The organism is Octadecabacter antarcticus 307 (genome assembly GCF_000155675.2).
In the GTDB taxonomy this organism is placed as follows: domain Bacteria; phylum Pseudomonadota; class Alphaproteobacteria; order Rhodobacterales; family Rhodobacteraceae; genus Octadecabacter; species Octadecabacter antarcticus.
The window spans coordinates 3,847,422-3,864,537 of record NC_020911.1 but is presented as its reverse complement, the minus strand read 5'-3'; the positions used below and the strand labels follow the sequence as shown (position 1 = coordinate 3,864,537).

12 protein-coding genes, 4 pseudogenes and 1 other annotated feature are annotated in these 17,116 nt (G+C 52.8%); of the genes and pseudogenes, 8 read left to right on the top strand and 8 right to left on the bottom strand.

Going from position 1 to position 17,116, the window contains the following annotated elements; genetic code table 11:
* Nucleotides 1–37: 37 nt before the first annotated feature.
* A pseudogene (locus OAN307_RS30385) lies at nt 38–910 on the bottom strand (hypothetical protein).
* Between OAN307_RS30385 and OAN307_RS29165 the strand changes: the two are divergent.
* The 4 genes and pseudogenes from OAN307_RS29165 to OAN307_RS19665 all read left to right on the top strand — a co-directional run bounded on the left by OAN307_RS29165 (nt 903) and on the right by OAN307_RS19665 (nt 5,725).
* Nucleotides 903–1,298, top strand: coding sequence for a hypothetical protein (locus OAN307_RS29165; protein ID WP_044044071.1), 396 nt, complete (start codon nt 903–905; stop codon nt 1,296–1,298). The pseudogene OAN307_RS30385 and the gene OAN307_RS29165 overlap by 8 nt on opposite strands.
* Nucleotides 1,237–1,839, top strand: a pseudogene (locus OAN307_RS19680) (tyrosine-type recombinase/integrase); the annotation flags it as partial. The gene OAN307_RS29165 and the pseudogene OAN307_RS19680, both read left to right, overlap by 62 nt.
* A 901-nt stretch (nt 1,840–2,740) precedes the next feature.
* A complete protein-coding gene (locus OAN307_RS19670) occupies nt 2,741–3,070 on the top strand; it encodes a hypothetical protein (protein ID WP_044044064.1) in 330 nt (109 codons plus the stop codon).
* 633 nt (nt 3,071–3,703) lie between these two features.
* Complete coding sequence (locus OAN307_RS19665) at nt 3,704–5,725, top strand: calcium-binding protein (protein WP_144055634.1); 2,022 nt, start codon at nt 3,704–3,706, stop codon at nt 5,723–5,725.
* On the opposite strand, the gene OAN307_RS19660 is transcribed toward OAN307_RS19665, so the two are convergent.
* From OAN307_RS19660 to OAN307_RS19640, 4 genes are all read right to left on the bottom strand, one after another.
* A complete protein-coding gene (locus OAN307_RS19660; protein WP_044044062.1) occupies nt 5,722–5,919 on the bottom strand; it encodes a DUF6500 family protein in 198 nt (65 codons plus the stop codon). The two genes, OAN307_RS19665 and OAN307_RS19660, sit on opposite strands and share 4 nt — an antisense overlap.
* Before the next feature lie 644 nt (nt 5,920–6,563).
* Complete coding sequence (locus OAN307_RS19650) at nt 6,564–8,081, bottom strand: sugar ABC transporter ATP-binding protein (RefSeq protein WP_015501288.1); 1,518 nt, start codon at nt 8,079–8,081, stop codon at nt 6,564–6,566.
* Nucleotides 8,081–9,049, bottom strand: coding sequence for an ABC transporter permease (locus tag OAN307_RS19645; protein ID WP_217564364.1), 969 nt, complete (start codon nt 9,047–9,049; stop codon nt 8,081–8,083). Before OAN307_RS19645 ends, OAN307_RS19650 begins: the two co-directional genes overlap by 1 nt.
* A gap of 5 nt (nt 9,050–9,054) precedes the next feature.
* Nucleotides 9,055–10,014: an ABC transporter permease gene (locus tag OAN307_RS19640; protein ID WP_015501286.1), complete on the bottom strand. Its 960-nt coding sequence runs from the start codon at nt 10,012–10,014 to the stop codon at nt 9,055–9,057.
* Between the two features lie 243 nt (nt 10,015–10,257).
* On the opposite strand from OAN307_RS19640, the gene OAN307_RS19635 reads away from it, so the two are divergent.
* Entirely contained in the window at nt 10,258–11,244 is a 987-nt protein-coding gene (locus OAN307_RS19635; protein ID WP_015501285.1) for a sugar ABC transporter substrate-binding protein, read from the top strand.
* A 415-nt stretch (nt 11,245–11,659) separates the two neighbouring features.
* On the opposite strand, the gene OAN307_RS19630 is transcribed toward OAN307_RS19635, so the two are convergent.
* Nucleotides 11,660–13,366: an ABC transporter substrate-binding protein gene (locus OAN307_RS19630; protein ID WP_015501284.1), complete on the bottom strand. Its 1,707-nt coding sequence runs from the start codon at nt 13,364–13,366 to the stop codon at nt 11,660–11,662.
* Between the two features lie 139 nt (nt 13,367–13,505).
* Between OAN307_RS19630 and OAN307_RS30995 the strand changes: the two genes are divergently transcribed.
* The 3 genes and pseudogenes from OAN307_RS30995 to OAN307_RS19615 form a co-directional block, all read left to right on the top strand.
* Complete coding sequence (locus OAN307_RS30995) at nt 13,506–13,856, top strand: GMC family oxidoreductase N-terminal domain-containing protein (protein WP_333783179.1); 351 nt, start codon at nt 13,506–13,508, stop codon at nt 13,854–13,856.
* Nucleotides 13,849–14,076 carry a hypothetical protein gene (locus OAN307_RS30990; RefSeq protein WP_044044055.1) on the top strand — a complete coding sequence of 76 codons (228 nt, stop codon included), beginning with the start codon at nt 13,849–13,851 and terminating at the stop codon, nt 14,074–14,076. The genes OAN307_RS30995 and OAN307_RS30990 overlap by 8 nt, the downstream gene beginning before the upstream one ends.
* Nucleotides 14,077–14,341: 265 nt before the next feature.
* A pseudogene (locus tag OAN307_RS19615) lies at nt 14,342–14,965 on the top strand (transposase); the annotation flags it as partial.
* Between the two features lie 65 nt (nt 14,966–15,030).
* Nucleotides 15,031–15,147, bottom strand: a sequence feature (AL1L pseudoknot).
* An 80-nt stretch (nt 15,148–15,227) separates the two neighbouring features.
* Here OAN307_RS19615 and OAN307_RS31450 read toward each other — a convergent pair.
* A pseudogene (locus OAN307_RS31450) lies at nt 15,228–15,368 on the bottom strand (IS3 family transposase); the annotation flags it as partial.
* Between the two features lie 684 nt (nt 15,369–16,052).
* Entirely contained in the window at nt 16,053–17,066 is a 1,014-nt protein-coding gene (locus OAN307_RS19605) for a zinc ABC transporter substrate-binding protein (protein ID WP_044045012.1), read from the bottom strand.
* Nucleotides 17,067–17,116 lie beyond the last annotated feature (50 nt).

The following is a 17,116-nucleotide window of genomic DNA, read 5'->3' as shown; positions in this document are numbered from 1 at the left end:
GTCTTGATGTCAGACTTCCTCTTAACTCTAGACTGATTTAGCTTACGGTCTCAGTACGGGGGATGCCAAGAGCTGTGAAACCGTTCAGGATCGCAGCACGGATTTGGATTTCTGCTGCCCGACGATCGAAGTCACGCGCAGCAAGGCGCTGACCGAGCAGCTTCACACAGTGCATCCATTGCCCGGCAGGGTATTCAGCCATATCCCGAGAGGGTTTGTTTCGACGCGGCTCCGGCGGTGGTGACCAGTTAGGTTGCGCCAGAGAGCACGCCCCAAATACTTTGAGGATCGCACCGCTTCGTTTCGGGCTCGTGCTCCGGGCGTGTCCGTTGCCCGACAGTGCATGCCTGAGTGCACGAAAGGGGGGCTTCCACAATTTGGCGTTCTTGCGGGGTGAGGGGCGTCTCGGAATTAATTCAGTGGATCTATCCAGCCCTGAACGGGCGAAGCCCCGGGTCGTAGGCACCGTCTGCCGTGACGCTGCCGATCTCCTGATCCGGTGCGATCTGGTCAAAACGATATGGTAGCATGGGCGGATCACCAATATTGCTGCCCGTCACGCCCCTCTCGGCAGATTGCTTTGCAATCGCCTGTCGGCAATGGATGGAACAGATCTCCAGTGTTTGTTCAACAATGCCCTGCCGGGCAAGGAATATGTATCTTGCGCCACAACCGGCGCTTGGGTCCACCATGCTTGCGCGCGTTCCACTTATTACCAGATAGGCGCATGCAAAGCATGCTGCCGAGAGGGCACCTTCGCCCTCCACTTTGATGCGCGGGCAGTGGTTGGCGCAGCCTTCCAAGTGACCTCTGGGTTAAACCAAAAAGTTAGTGATCCGCGTTTTTTTAGGGCGCGGTTGTACTCAGGTCAGTTCTTCGTGCGATAAATCGGGGGGGGGCAAATGTGCACATACGCACCAGCTATCACGTTGTATTCGCAACATGAATTCCCACAGATAGCTATTTGTGCAACAAGACCGGTTGGAACTGGTCCAGATGGCAGGCGAATCCGCCGCGCCCTTAAGACTCAGGTCGCTAGACGCGCAGAAGAAGTCCGCGCCAACCTAGAAGCCCAAATCTGGAAGTCGGAACTTTACGGACCGCAGTCAGTCATCACGTTCGACCAAGCCGCACTTGCCTATGTCGAAGATGGCGGCGATATTCGGTTTCTTGTGAAGGTGACTGAACAACTGACAGGCACGCGACTTGAAGACATCACGCCGCGAACGGTTCGGGATGCCGCAAAAAAAGGGCCTACCCCAAAGCAGTCAACGCGACCCCGAACCGCCAAGGTGTGACGCCAGCCCGCGCGGTCATCAACTATGCGCACGACCAAGGCTGGTGCGCACCCATCTGCGTCAAAGCATTCCCATCGGCGAAACCCCACAAGAAACCTGTCAGTCACGACTATCTGGCGACATTGCAGCCACACCTGCTGGTGAACCTGTTTGCCCGATGCTATTTTTGGACACGACAGGGCGCAGGGTCGGTGACGCTATCGGGCTGGAACCGGTACACATCGATCTGGATGCAGCCGTGGCCAAAATCAAAAAAACAAAAAACGGCGATGCAGCCACGGCCAAACTTGTGCCAATGCTGGTGGACATTCTGCGCGATTTGGAACCGCACAACGGTCGCGTGTTTGGGTATCCAGACAGGCGGCACATTTACCGGACACTAAAGCGAGGATGCGCCGCTGCGGGCGTTGAATACTTGGGAACACACCAACCAGGTCGCCTCAGCTTCGCGACAATTCTGGAAAAGGAGGGCTGGTCAGCACGCGCTATTGCAGACGCTGGCGGCTTTAAGTCAGTCAGGCTAGTCGATGAAATCTACATCCACACCAATGATCCTGCGGAACGCGCAACAGATGTCATAGGTAAGAATTTTGCAAAAGCCATGCGTGACGCGGGCCCACTAGGGCGCTTCATGGGTTGTGTTTTTGCCTACGCTTTGGAAGGCTCCGATTACGAGGACCATGCGGCGCAAATGACGAGTTCCTCCTCGCCGCGACCGCCCAAAACCACCACAAACTAGCTAAAATCTTTCCTGCACCGCAGCAAATAGGCAAAGCGTGAGAAGAAAAGCGCTCGCGCCGTGTTCAACGCCCAACTTTCTGCGCCAGCAACACAGTATTTTTCAACTAAATGGGCGGAGACAGGACCTTCGCTGCAGGCGCGCATTGGTGCCGCCAACCTAGTAGAAGCAGACATTGCGGAATTGGCAAGCCGATTGACAGTATGGTTTTGAAGAAAGCCTGCGTCGCGATGCGCCGAGGTGGGGGTGTCATGACCCGCTTATGCATACCCCAAACCCAACCCATGTTACCGTAGCTTCTCAGCTGCGCGGGTTGCAAGCGAAGTCACGGCCTGAGACACTGTGACAAAATCCATCATAGGCGTTCCGGCAACCCTGAGACCTCCTGAAGTTGGTGCAAAGTGATGTGCGCTAATCCAGTACTATGACTGAACTGAAGACGGGCCAGTGTGTAGTCCTAATGATGCCAGCGGAAAACTCTTGTCGAAGATTGTGCTGTAAAGTGCTTTCAAGCAGCCCAACAACGGCGCAAGAAGCGACGAAACAACACTAAGCCAGATCGCATCAATGATAGGGATATATCTGACTGTCTGGCTTTCAGCGATGGCACCACAATGTTTCCATGATGTCTGCAGCATGGCGTGTGATGTCACAATCATCACCCCACACAAAACCAACCCTAAAATTGCATGTCTAAAATTGCATGTCTCAAGTTGAAGTCGGTCATGTCGTTGAACGCCGGTACGGGCGGGTCGCAGCTGCTGCCAGAGGGAAGTCCAATCTCGTGGTGCTTTGTGCAACAAAGCCGGACAAGACCACATCCACATCAAACGCGCCTTGTACTAGCTTCCCGGTGAGTATCCTGTCCCTGCGAATCGCTCTGTCAGTTGACTTTTCGCATCGTCTTAAATTGGCGCTGTTCCGCATCAGTCGATACGCCGCCGATTTATTGTCCCAGGATCAGAACCAATGGCACAATTTTTTCAAAATCGTGGACGGATTGGAAACATTAAGCAATTTTTTGTATAAATAATTGAATTTAGGGGGTATTTTGAATACGAAAAAGGTACTAATTTAATTATAATTTATACGAATGCTATTGTTGGCGGTCACTAAGCTCTCCTCGGAGACTGGTGAAGCAGGCTAGGTTTCTGCATGGCCGATTCCGCTGCCGCCAGATTTGACAATAGCTCTCGAATCGTGCTGATACTATTAATTATGTTTCTATTGTTTTTAAACATCCGGCTCAAAATTGGCAGCATTTTAAGGGCGGTTGTTTTTCTACAGTAGCGGTTTTTGGAGTGTGTTTGCTGAGCCCTACTTAACAAAAAGTCTGCGCCCTATTAACAAAAAGAGAGCCAATTTCATGTCTATTAGTACAGAAGTCCAAGTCAACACCCATACAGCAGACGACCAACAATTCCCACAGATCATCGCGCTGAGCGGTGGTGGATGGGTGATCACATAGGAGTCTTTCGGTCAGGATGATTCTGTCCGGACCTATGGCGTCTACGCGCAGGCCTATGACGCGGACGGAATAGCGCAAGGGGGGGAGATCCCCGTCAACACCCATACAGCAGACGACCAACAATTCCCACAGATCACCGCGCTGAGCAATGGTGGATGGGTGATCACATGGGAGTCTTTCGGTCAGGATGACTCCAACTTGAACTGGGGTGTCTACGCGCAGGCCTACAACGCCGATGGCACAGCGCAAGGGGGGGAGATCCTCGTCAACAGCGAAACTGCAGATTCTCAACTATTACCACAGAGCGCCGCGCTGAGCGATGGTGGATGGGTGATCACATGGCAGTCTGCCGGTCAGGATGACCCTAGTCACTGGGGCATCTACGCGCAGGCCTACAATGCCGACGGCACAGCGCAAGGGGGTGAGACCCTCGTCAACACCCATACAGCAAGCCTCCAAATACACCCAGACATCACCGCGCTGAGCGATGGCGGATGGGTGATCACATGGCAGTCTGCCGCTCAGGATAATTCCGACGGGAACTGGGGCATCTACGCGCAGGCCTACAATGACGATGGCACAGCGCAAGGGGGTGAGACCCTCGTCAATACTGAAACTGCAAGCTCCCAAGAATCCCCGCAGATCACCGCGCTGAGCGATGGCGGATGGGTGATTACATGGGAGTCGAAATATGAAGGTGACCCTGGTAACTGGGGTGGGAGCGTCTACGCGCAGGCCTACAATGAAGATGGCACAGCTCAAGGGGGTGAGACCCTCGTCAACACCCATACAGCAAACGCCCAACAAGACCCACAGATCGCCGCGCTGAGCGATGGCGGATGGGTGATCACATGGATGTCTTCCGGTCAGGATGACCCTGGTGACTGGGGCATCTACGCGCAGGCCTACAATGAAGATGGCACAGCGCAAGGGGGTGAGACCCTCGTCAACACTCATACAGCAAGCTCCCAAGAATCCCCGCAGATCACCGCGCTGAGCGATGGCGGATGGGTGATCACATGGATGTCTGCCGGTCAGGATAACCCCGACGGGTACTGGGGCATCTACGCGCAGGCCTATAACGCCGATGGCACAGCGCGAGATGAGGGAGAGATCCTTGTTAACGCCGAAACTGCAAGCTCCCAAACACACCCAGACATCACCGCGCTGAGCGATGGCGGATGGGTAATTACATGGATGTCTGCCGGTCAGGATGACTCCGACGGGGGTGTGGGCGTCTATTCCCGCACATTTGAGGGTTTACCTGCGGCGGGTGGTGACGAAACAATCGAAGGAACTGCCGCCGCCGATACCATCACCTTCACGACCTTAGACACCACAGTTAACGCTGGCGAAGGCGCCAATACGATCACTGGAACATCAGGCAACAACCTGATTAACGCGGGTATTGGTGCCGATACGATCACTGTCACATCCGGAAACAACACCATCAACGCTGGCGGTGGTGCTAATACAATCACTGCAACGACAGGTAACAACACGATTACCTTGGGTGACGGTGCCAATACGGTCACTGCTACGTTGGGTGACAACGATATCACCTCGGGTATCGGCGCTGACACTATTACCGTGACATCTGGAGCCAACACCATCAACGCTGGCGATGGCGCGAACACCATCACTGCTACGTTGGGTGACAATGATATCACCACTGGCAGTGGCGCTGATACGATCACCGTCACATCTGGAGCCAACACCATCAACGCTGGTGATGGCGCGAACACCATCACTGCGACATCTGGCATAAATACAATCGTTACTGGTTATGGTGCCGACACGATAACGACTGGCGGTGTGGATGGTGGCGGCAATATGATCACCTCTCTTGGCGGAGCCAACGTAATTACAAGTGGGGCTGGCAACGACACGATCACGACTGGTGACGGTGACGATATGATCACGTCCGGTGGCGGCAATGACGTGCTTCATGGTGGGGGCGGTAGCAACCTTTTGGTTGGCGGCGAGGGGGCTGACACCTTCAGTGTTAATGATAGTATTCAGGGGGTTGATACCGTCGGAGACTTTGAGGTGGGTAGTGATGTGATCAAAGTTTCTGGTGTAAAGAGCCTCACCTTTAATGACCTCTTTCTGAGCCAAGAAGATAGTTTTGCGATTATCCAAGCGGGCGATACGACGATGCGTTTGCAGGGTGTCGATTTCGAAGATTTGGACAAGGATGATTTCCTCGGCCTGATCTAGAGCGGTATTTGGTCTGCGCTATTTGCTGCTGCAATCATGTTGCGGATTTTGACGGCCTTTTCAAAGTGGTCGAGGGCGTGGGTTTTGATCCACCATTCGGAGGCTTTAATCAAAAGGTCAGGCGTGTCGTTCTTGTTGGTAAAGAGCGCGTAGAAAGACAGGCCGCCAGAATGCGCCCAGTGAGACGGGGACATGCGGATGTGCGTGCGAAGCCATACTATTCAGCTTCGCAGTTTCAGGCGAGTCACCTTTTACTCGGCACCACACTTTTGCAGTGTATTCGCAGGTTGAAAGTTTCGAGTCGGTTGGCAGTCAAAAACGGCACGTTCTGGCCGCAGCGAGTCCAGTCACCGGAATTCAATCGGTTGGCACGGCCAGAAACCCTCGGCAAAATGGTGAGGGTTTTGCTACGTTTCTGCAGTGCGGCGAATGGCAAAAAAGCCCACACAGCCGACCTTGTGGCATATCGCAGCAAAGGTCCGCGTTCCGTCTTCAGGAAAGTCTGGTTCCTCTTATCACGATTGTGTATTTTAACTATAATGCGACTGCCATGCGGGACAACTCAGAGATCAATTTTCGGACTCGCGTGTATTCATTCGCTCACAATCCATGCGTCCATCGCAGGTTTACTGGGCCAGTTGGTTGCCCACCCTTTGCGCCATGCATTCAACAGACCGCCCAGCCGAGCACCGCAGGATTTTTGCATAGAATGCTTGAGCGCTTTGATTGTGCAGTGCATCGCGGCGACGACTGATGCGCCCTTTGCACGGGGTTGCCGCCTGCACATTCGCTGGGCCGCTTTCGGGCCAAAAAAATGCGTACCTAGCGCTTTCAGTCGTTATGTTGAGACTGGGACTGTTGGAGCGCGATGTGAAACGGCCTCAATCAAATTCTTTTCGGTCATCTCATCGCCAGAGAATTCACCAACTATTCGACCATCTGACATGGCAAGGATACGATGGCTCACGCCTAAAACTTCAGGCATTTCCGAAGATATGACGATAACAGCTAATCCATTTTCGGCGAGCCCTGCGATCAATTCGTGAATGGCCGACTTGGAACCGATATCAATGCCCCGTGTAGGTTCGTCCAAGATTATCAGATTGGGCTCTGCGCAGAGCCATTTCGCTAGAACAAACTTTTGCTGATTACCGCCAGACAAATCTGAAAGTACCTGCTCTGGTCCTGTCGTTTTGATGTCCAACCGTTTTTTGTACTTTTCAAAAACGCGCATTTCAGCGCCAATGTTCATGATCGTCGCGCGAGAGAACATGCCAGGGTGCGGCAGTGAAATATTCGCGCGTCCACCTTGCCCCATGACAAGGCCCTGCTCTTTTCGGCTTTCGGGCACCAAGGCCATTCCAAGATCGGTCGCTTTGCGCGGCGTGAGGCGCCCAGTGGGTTGACCGTGCCAGAAGATCTCGCCTGCATCCAATGAGCGGACACCGAAAATGGTTTCTACCAACTCAGAACGGCCAGCACCTACTAACCCATAGAGACCTAAAACCTCACCTTGGCGCACGGAAAGTGAGACATCGCGAAAATGCCCAGAATTTGCTAAGTTTTCAACACGCAAGACCTCTGCCCCGTGGGTTGATTTTGCCCGATGAAAGAACTTTTCAAGTTCGCGTCCAATCATCATCTGTGTGATCTGGCCTACATCCGTGTCAGCAGTTTGGACGGTACCCTGTATTTGACCGTCCCGCAGCACTGTGACGCGATCCGTTAGGTCAAATATCTCGTCCATCTTGTGCGAGATATAGACAATCCCGACTCCTCGACCGCGCAAATCACGGATGGTTGCGAAAAGAAGGTCTTTTTCTGTGTCGGTCAGTGAAGCCGTTGGTTCATCAAAAATGACCACATTCGCTTCGAAGGCGTTGGCGCGGGCGATTTCGACCATTTGCTGTTTCGCAATTGAAAGTGAACCCAATCGAACATTTGGGCCGAAGTCGGCCCCAAGTGCGGTTAAGGCTGCTTGCGCGTCTTTGTTCAATTTTGATTTACGCAAAACACCAAGCCAATTGGTGGGCCAAGCACCTAGAAAGATGTTTTCTGCGACTGAAAGTTCAGGCGAAAGCGACAGTTCCTGATGGATAAGAAGTATTCCCTGATGCCGCGCATCAAGCGGTGAGGCAATATGAACTGGGTGGCCGTTATAGATGAGTTCACCTTCATCTGCCTTGTATAACCCTGCCAAAACCTTCATCAGAGTTGACTTCCCAGCACCGTTTTCACCAACCAGTGCATGGACTTCACCAGGTCGGATATCAAAGCTGACTTTGTCTAAGGCGATGACGCCTGGAAAGGTTTTGGTTACTTCGTTGACGATCAGGATTGGGGGCTGTGTTTGCATCATCGCGCCTCTGTTTTGTGTGCCAGAAAGCGGTCAAGCAATAGTGCCAGTATCAGTACCGCCCCCATTACCATCAATTCTACATAATTTGGCGTATTAAGCAGACGTAGGCCATTGCGCAGCACCGCCAGCGTCATGACGCCGCCAATTGTTTTCCACATTGAGCCAAAGCCACCGGTCAGGCGTGTGCCCCCCAGAACAACGGCAATAATGGTCCAAAGTTCCCAGACTTTGCCCGCGTTTGGCTCTGCTGTTCCAAGTCTCATTGAGAGCAATATACCGGCCACGGCTGCCATCGTACCGCAGATCGTAAAGTTGATGATCTTGTGGCGTTTGATGTTGATGCCGGCATCGTGGGCCGCTTCGATATTGTCCCCGATTGCAAAAGTCTCACGGCCGTGGCGGGTGCTCGAAAGCACCCACTGAAAAAACAGCGCAAGGATAAAGAAAATCAGAGCCGTGACGGACACCGGGCCAAGATAGATTTCAGCATACTCGGTATAGCTGAAATCTTGCACCATCAAAGCATCTTCGCCCGTATAAATGAAGACAAGCCCACGGATGCCAATCAGCGCACCTAATGTGACGATAAATGAATGGATGCCAGAATATGCGGTGATCGCACCATTCAGGAACCCCAGGGCGGCACCAGACAAGAGACTGAAGAACACTGCGGGCCAGATACCAACCTGACCCTGCAAGCCGATGGCCAGCGCTGTCGCAAGGGCCAGCGTTGCCCCGACGGACAAGTCGATTTCACCGTCGATCATCACCATTGTCATGCCCACAGCAAGGATACCGATAAAGGCTCCCTGCGTCAGGACATTCGAAATATTATTGACGGTCAGAAAGAAGGGTGACGCAAGGGAGAATGTGAGAACCACCAAGCCCAGAAATATCCAGATATGGTTGCGAAAGAGCCAAGTGAGGATGGTGACCGAACCGCGAGGCAGATTGGTTGTATTCATGATTGTCATGCGAGGATCCTTCCGCGTTTACCTGCCAAATCAGCCCAAACCGCGACGATAATGACTGCCCAGGTGACGAGCCACTGCACATAATAAGCAAAGCCCATCAAAAGCAGGCCGTTCTGGATAAAGCCAAGCATTGAAATGCCAATCACCGTGCGCCAAACGCTGCCGCTGCCGCCTAGCATTGAAGTGCCGCCCAGAATGATTCCGGCCAGAACCGTCAACTCATATCCTTGACCAATTGTGCTTTGTGCCCCCATGACGCGGCTTCCAAGGATGATGGCTGCGAACCCGGTGGCCAAGCCGGAAAGAACATAGGCCCAAAACACCGTGCGCGAAGATGATATGCCTGAGAAGTTCGAGGCCGTTTCATTGCCCCCCACCGCGTAAATTTGCCGCCCGAAGACCGTCTTTCCAAGCAAAAATGCGGCCAGCGCTGCAACGCCGAGAAATAAGAGAACGGGCACTGGGATACCAAATAGATCCGAACGCCCAAAGAACCGAAACCAGGTTGTCTGGGCGTTGGGGATATTGACGTTGCTGCCGCCAGAATAAAACAGGGTGAGCCCTTGTAGGAATGACAGCATGGCCAGCGTTACGATCAGGGCGTTCAGTTTGAGATAGCCCACTAACAATCCGTTGAATGCGCCAAGTGCCACGGCAGCAAGCAAAGTCACTAGAATTGCTAGAAACGGTCCAACATAATTGTGCTGATCCACGAGCACGACAGTCAGCAGGGTCAGCATTGATCCAACGGATAGATCTAATCGTCCGGTGAGCACAACGAATGTCGTGCCAATCGCAATCATACCAGTAATTGAGACCTGCCGCAGCACATCCAATATATTTCCAACGCTCAGGAATGCGTCGGTGTTCAGAGCTACCACCATAAAAAATACTGCGAATGCGACTAAGAGGCCGCGCTTCTTGAGCTGCGCAATCAGGCCAATATATGGCTTCATAATATGAATCCCCCCCGTTCAAATGACACTAGGAGGCAGCGTTTCGTGATCCTAGCACAATGAAGTCCAAATTGGACTTTTGTGAGGAGGGCTACGGCAGCTTACCCAGCTTTTGAAATATCAACTTTGGATATGTTGCCGCTTGCCCCAATATAAAATGGGCTGAAAATAGGATGTAAGAGGCAGATGATGGCGTTACCATCTGTCTTGGGAGGATTTTTTGGCGCCATGGAGGAAGAAAATATGCTAAATTTTAGTAAGTTGGTTGCGGGTGCATTAGCTGCGATGATTGCAGTTCCTGCAATTGCACAGGAAGCGCCTGACTGGCTTGGGGGAGAGCTACAAAAGCCACTTTCGGAGACACGAATTGGCATTACGGTTCTGTATCCGGGGTCAAATTCCTACCAGGCGATGTATGCAGAGACAGCTGCCGCCTATGCCGCAGAGCTGGGGATCATGGCAACCGTGATGGACCCGCAAGGTGATCCTGCGATACAATTTGACCAGATCCAAGATATGGCCTCACAGAATATGGATGCCATTGTCGTCTGGCCAACATCGCAGAATGCGTTGATACCGGCTATTCGTGACGCATCGCGCTCAGGAATTCCTATCATCACCTCGAACTCGCCAATTGGTGAAGCCGGGCGTCGCTATATCCTTGGCCATACCGGACCCGATGACTGCGCGCTGGCGGAGCAGGCAGCCGAAATGCTGGGAAGTGCCATTGGCGGCGAAGGCAATATTGTTGTGGTTGAAGGAACTCCAGGTTATTCGGTTTCGATCCTGCGTGGAAACTGTTTCCTCGACAAACTTGCGGATGATTTTCCCGATGTAAATGTTCTGGACAGCCAAACTGCTGAATGGAACCGGGAAAAAGCCCAGACTGTGATGGAAACATTCTTGACCCGTTTCGGCGATCAGATCGACGGTGTTTACGCTTTTGATGATGGTATGGCGCTGGGTGTTGTCAGCGCGCTGCAAGCCGCTGGCAGGTCTGCCGGCGACGTAAAAATTGTGAGCTGCAACCAGTTCGGTGAAGGTTGGGACGCCATGAAAGAGGGCTGGATTTCTGGCTCAGGCAAGCAATCCCCGATCGACGATGCAATTCTGGCGATCCAGACTGCAGTTCGGGTAGCGAACGGCATCGAAGTGCCTGCGTTACAAGAGATTGAGCGGGCTCAGATCACAGCAGAAAACGTCGATGAATTTGAACGTCCCACTTGGTAAACTACTCTGATACATCGCCTGCACCGAGTCCGTGAATCGGTGCAGGCAACTTTTTAAGGGGCCATTTTGGGCCCTGTTTATATGATTAAAAAAATCCAGCTCAGTGGCCATATTTTTGCCGTTGGTCTGACCCGGAACGGTTAAGTTTTTTCGCTGAATGTTATGGTTTAAATTCTGTGCTGAACATGCGTTGGTATATATATTTCCAGCATAAATCGGGACATTGATGATGCGTTGAGTTTGCCACCCTAAGGTCGCATGAACGTCTAGCATTCTCCGCTCCAACCTATGAGATTGAACGGATACAGGATGTGTATGACACGCTTGCAGGCAGCCCAGGAAACATTAATTCAATTATAGATATGTCGGGCAACTGGTGTTGAAAAAAAGAATTGTGGATTAGTGACAGGCCGCTTCAGTGGGTTCTTTGTTGTAATACCTGTTCGATCCGACTTTGCGCAGCACCGAGCGCTTCCGGTATTAATTTTTGTTGCTGCAGCATCAAATAAATTTCTTCTCCAAGAATTGAAACAATGTCTGCAAACTCAGGTATCGGAGGGCGCGGCCAAACTTGCAGTGTTCCGTTCTGTTCCATTTGGTCGATATCTTGGATCATGCTTGATTTTGATTGGACTTCGGGATCTGCACTGGTGGAAAATCGCGGGCTGGTCAGACTCCCATGCTGAACATAGAGTTTCATCAACTCGGGCCGCGTCAGATATTCCATCGCTTTCCAAGCGGCGGCTATGCGATCACTGCTTATCGACGCAGGAAGTGCAAGAACAAACCCCCCCACTGGTGACACCCGTTTCAATCCGAATTTCGCTGGATGGGACGTGCAAACAACGTTGCCTTGAGCAACTGATTCATCATCCTGTTCAAAGCGTGCAGCCCGAATTGACCAACCATAGGTCATCGCGGCCTTTCCGGCTGAGAAAATGCTAATGCGACGGTCCCAATCACAACGAAGACTGTCTGGATGTGCATAGGGAAGCAGATCAAGTAGGAATTGTGCCGTTTCACGACCCGCCTCAGTATCAATCAGCGGGCGAAAGTTTTCGACATCAATTGAATCCGTATCGAAGCCATCTGCCCTGGGCGACAGATCGATCACTGGAGACCCGAAGTCCGCCAAGGTCTGCATGAAGGTATGGGCCACCGGTGTGCCACGACCGTAGTTCATCACGATACCAGACTGGTCCCTGCGCGCACCATGCAGCGCCTTTGCCGCCTGCAAAAGCTCCTCGGTTGTGCGAGGAATGCTCAACCCAACTTCGTCCAATAAGTCCCGCCGACAGAACAATAGCTCTACGGTAGGCTGAATAGGAATTCCATATTGCTGGTTGCGGTATCGCGCTGCATGCCAAATGGTAGCGTGAAAATCTGATCCGCGATACGATTGCTTTTCCAAGATGTCATTCAGAGGCATGATTACATTGCTATTCGCAAGTTGCCCAATCCACGGCAAATCAACAGCCACAATGTCATATTTTGATTTTGTCCGTTTTTGGTTTTCAAAAATTTCATGATGGAGTTGGTCCAGCGGCAAATTGGTAAATTCAAATTGGGCGCCACAAAGTTCGTTTAGCGATGGGGTGAGCTCCTTAAGTGTTTTGAACGTTGGGTCGATGGGACCCAAGACACGGATCACGCGCTCTTTGCCGATGCCGACACGCATCGCGTTGGGATAGGACAAAATCCGCGAGGCCATGTAATGGCCTCCAAAATAGAATCCTGCTTCAGTCCCTTCGGATTCGTCATCGGTGAACCCAAAAGTATCGCCAACTGTGCGTTTGAAATCTGCGGCGTAGGCCTCGAATTGCGAAATCAAGTCACGAGTTGGATGCAACGAGAAGGACTTACCGCTCTTGGATCGGGACCTGCGTAGCAAAAGCCCCTCGTCGATCAATTCCCCAATCCGCCGCATGGCTGTTCCGTAAGGCACTTCTGCCGCATCTGCGAGTGATGTGATCGTCAGAAGCTTGCCTTCCAGATGCCGTTTCATCGCATAGGTGATAATATTCCAGCGCGCGTCGATCGACGCCAATGCCGATTGCCTGTCGCCTAGCTTGCGCAAGGAACCTGCAAAATTCAGAACGCGAAGAAGCTCGTCTCGAGTCATCTGTAATAATCCATGTTGGACATTTTAGTAGTCTAAGGATCGTGGCGTGTCGGCAAACAGCAAAAATGTCCAAATCTGACATCGTCAGATTTCAGAGTTTAGAGCGTGTAGCAAGTCTATGCCAAGTCGGCCGCAGAAAATGAAAATAAATGTGAGGCGTGTAATAAACGGGGCGGTCACTGAATTTGCCCATATTTTGGCTGGTGCTGGCTCTGCAGTTTGTGTCGTCGCTAGACGACTGGGTGAAGCCGAGCATAAAGTACTTTTGCTCGAAGCCGGTGGAAAAGACAGAAGCCCTTTCATACCTGTGCCGCTCGGCTATTCGATGCTTTACGATAACCCCAAGGTGAACTGGTGCTTAAACTTCGAACCTGAGCCTTTCCTCAACAATCGCCGCCTGTTTCAGCCACGTGGAAAGGGGATGGGAGGCACTGGGTCAATTAACGGGATAACTCATATGCGTGGCCAACCCCAAGATTTCAATGGATGAAAAGAGCGGGGTTGTGCTGGATAGGGCTGGGATGACGTTCTGCCCTTCTTTGAGAAAAGTGAAGATCAAGAGTGCGGTGAAAGTGAATTTCATGGAGTTGGTGGACCAGTTTCCGTGTCAGATTTGCCGTCGCCACATGCATTGGGCGTGGCCTTTCATCAAGCGTCTGAAAACCTTGGCGTTCCACGCAGCTTCGACTTCAACAGAAGGCAGTGGCTAAGTCCAGACGACCGCCCCTAAGCGGCGGCGGCGGCAGGTGGTGAGCTTGACGCCGCTGTTAGCACAGCGGCGTAAAAGATGGCGTCCAAGTAAGTTGTTTTAGCTGGCGCGGTGCGTGTCGCGCCAGCTAGCAACTCATTTTGAGTTGCAGACGTCCGTGCCCGGTGCAGTGAACGGCCTCTTCCGGCCTATTTTGTTGAAAAACTCTTGTTGATTTGAGGCTTGGCCCCTGATTCAATTGTTCCTGACAACAAGGGGTAATTGCGATGTTGGGACCGAAACAAGAGGCACAAGGCGCGTTGTTTTATGAGTTTTCGATCGACGATCACGTTCCTCAAGATCATCTGCTGCGATCCATTGAGCGGTTTATCGACCTGTCCGGCATTCGCCAACATCTCACCGATTTCTACAGCCATACAGGCCGTCCTTCGATTGATCCGGAACTGCTTATTCGCATGCTGTTGGTGGGATATTGCCTCGGCATCAGGTCTGAACGTCGCCTCTGTGAAGAGGTTCACCTGAACCTTGCTTACCGCTGGTTCTGTCGACTGGATCTGAGCGACAACGTGCCCAATCATTCGACATTCTCCAAGAACCGCCCCTCTCATGGTTTGCAAGCAAACCACTGCCGGGCAGTGCATGGTCGTTTCCGCGACAGCGATCTGCTGCGTCACTTGTTTGAAACGACTGTGGCGCGATGCATGGCGGAGGGTTTGGTGAGTGGCCAGCGCTTTGCGGCAGATGCCAGTTTGATCGAAGCTGACGCTAACAAGCAGAACTCAACACCGAAGACCGATTGGGATCACAGCGCGATCGACCCATCACAAGCACCGCGCGCTGTGATGGAATATCTTGGCGTTCTAGATGACGCTGCATTTGGTGCCGCCTCAGACTTGGCACGAGCTGACGCCCGCTCAGGATCACGCGCGATGGCGCGCCGGTCATAATAAGTGGAAGGGGCAAACTGCAGCGCCCTGCAGATTGGCTCGACCCCAAGTGCCTCTCGGCTTTCCGCAATGAAATCCATCATTTGCGAAACGGGCGGTCGAGCTCCGCCTGTGCAAAATACGCCGACGCCTTACGCAAAATCTCATTGGCTTGACGCAGTTCGCGGTTCTCACGCTCAAGTTCCTTGATCCGCGCCTTCTCAGCGCTGGTAGGCTCTGGCCGTTCGCCGCCATCGCGCTGGACCTGACGGGCCCAAACGCGAAGGCTGTCCGGCGAACAACCCAATTTACCCGCGATCGCCGTCAGCGCCGCAGCTTCGCTCTGATATTCATCGCGGTGTTCCATAAGCAGCCGAACCGCACGCTCGCGGAACTCAGGTGAATACGGCTTCGAGGTCTTCTTCTTTTGTGTCTGTTCCATAACGGGCAATTCTCCGAGAGTTTTGCCCTCCGGTAAAGCCGGGCCGGTTCACAGCGCGTCCGTGCAGGGTCTAATTGCGATGCTGCCGCAAGTGCCAAGGCATCCCATCTTGAACACAGCGCGCAGACTTCGTCGATGCTGGACCCGTGGGTATGACCGCAGCCACATGTTTCGTTCTGACCATATCTACGCACAAGACCGTCCTGCTCGAATGACCAGAACCGCTCCGATGCCGTCGATAGTTCATGAGGGATGACTTGGATTGTGCAAGAGTCCGGGAGGGCTAATGAGGCCAGAAAGATGTTGCGGCTGCTGTCCGGGAGAACATCCGACTTTGTCGCAACGGGTTCTGCGCCATCTTCGTTGCCGAGGCATCCAACACTTTCCCTTTCGAGATTGAGGGTATCAACAAAAAAAGGACGTGAATGTGTCAAAGGTCCAGAAAATATGCAGCCCGCTAAGTCTTCGGTCTTCGGGGACCAGAAATCCTGTTCAGGCTGTGACGAAGATATGGGGATGTGCCCCAGCATTACCGCTGAGACACATCACCCAAAAAATGTGGTCAAGACTATCCGCGAAGTCCCACTATGGTTCCACTAAATGTTCTGGTCACAGGCATTCCACAAGGGTTGACGCAAGATTGCGCATGAGTTGGGGATAGAGCGCGAGCCCCGGCTCAAGATTAGATCCCAACGGGTCAAGAATACCTGTTGCTGCTTCCGTTCCGTCCATCACCGTAGCGACAAGACCTGCGTTGAACTGCGGCTCTGCCAGCACGCAGTCGATGCCCTCAGCAGCAATCCTTGCGCGAATTTCGGCAATCCTGGCCGGGCTCGGATCAGAGGCGTCGCTGATCGAAATTGCACCAGAAGCTATGAATTCAAAAGCGGATTCGAAATACTGATAGGCATCGTGAAAGACGATGAACTGCCCACCACGCACTGGCTCCAGCATATCGTTGATGTCGATGGTCAGTTTGTCGAGTTCGGCGCGGCCTGTGGCAGCATTGGCAAAGTAGGCACCAGCATTTTCAGGATCGGCGGCGGAAAGCTGGCTCGCGATCACATTGAGCCAAGTTGCGGCGTTGAGTGGCGAAAGCCACGCGTGAGGGTCATGCGCACCGTGGTCGTCATGGCCCTCATGGCCGGCTTCTTCCTCAGCATGATCGTCATGTTCCTCGTGTTCGTCTTCGGTATGATCTGCATGGTCTTCGCCCTCATGATCGGCGCCTTCATGTTCGTCCTCGCCGTGCTCATGGACCTCGAATAATGCTCCTTCCCGCATCTCCAACTCGATTGTACCTTCGGCTTCCAGCAGCTCTGTTACTGATGCGTTTGTGGCTAGGGTCACGATTGCATCGCCCAACCAGGGCGTCAGATCAGGGCTGACCCAGAACACCAGATCAGCCTCTTGAAGGGCTTCCGCTTCGGAAGGACGGAGCGAATATTCATGCGGGCTGCCACCGGGCTGGACGATCAGATCAGGCGTTCCAATGCCATCCATGACGCGTGCCACGAGCGAATGGACTGGCGCGATGTCGGCTGCCACGCGGGGCACCTCCGCTAGGGCAGTTCCGCCCATCAGGGCGGTAAAAAGTGAGAGCGGCAGGAGCGTTCTGGACATTGAGTCCTCCATGTGATTATATAACATTACAGCTTTCTTAAAGGAAATGT

What these genes read in the sequence shown, in the direction of transcription:
- OAN307_RS30995 (WP_333783179.1), top strand. Translation starts at nt 13,506, where the DNA reads ATGAAAATAAATGTGAGGCGTGTAATAAACGGGGCGGTCACTGAATTT.
- OAN307_RS19640 (WP_015501286.1), bottom strand. Translation starts at nt 10,014, where the DNA reads ATGAAGCCATATATTGGCCTGATTGCGCAGCTCAAGAAGCGCGGCCTC.
- OAN307_RS30990 (WP_044044055.1), top strand. Translation starts at nt 13,849, where the DNA reads ATGGATGAAAAGAGCGGGGTTGTGCTGGATAGGGCTGGGATGACGTTC.
- OAN307_RS19645 (WP_217564364.1), bottom strand. Translation starts at nt 9,049, where the DNA reads ATGAATACAACCAATCTGCCTCGCGGTTCGGTCACCATCCTCACTTGG.
- OAN307_RS29165 (WP_044044071.1), top strand. Translation starts at nt 903, where the DNA reads ATGTGCACATACGCACCAGCTATCACGTTGTATTCGCAACATGAATTC.
- OAN307_RS19605 (WP_044045012.1), bottom strand. Translation starts at nt 17,066, where the DNA reads ATGTCCAGAACGCTCCTGCCGCTCTCACTTTTTACCGCCCTGATGGGC.
- OAN307_RS19660 (WP_044044062.1), bottom strand. Translation starts at nt 5,919, where the DNA reads ATGTCCCCGTCTCACTGGGCGCATTCTGGCGGCCTGTCTTTCTACGCG.
- OAN307_RS19635 (WP_015501285.1), top strand. Translation starts at nt 10,258, where the DNA reads ATGCTAAATTTTAGTAAGTTGGTTGCGGGTGCATTAGCTGCGATGATT.
- OAN307_RS19630 (WP_015501284.1), bottom strand. Translation starts at nt 13,366, where the DNA reads ATGACTCGAGACGAGCTTCTTCGCGTTCTGAATTTTGCAGGTTCCTTG.
- OAN307_RS19650 (WP_015501288.1), bottom strand. Translation starts at nt 8,081, where the DNA reads ATGCAAACACAGCCCCCAATCCTGATCGTCAACGAAGTAACCAAAACC.
- OAN307_RS19670 (WP_044044064.1), top strand. Translation starts at nt 2,741, where the DNA reads ATGTCTCAAGTTGAAGTCGGTCATGTCGTTGAACGCCGGTACGGGCGG.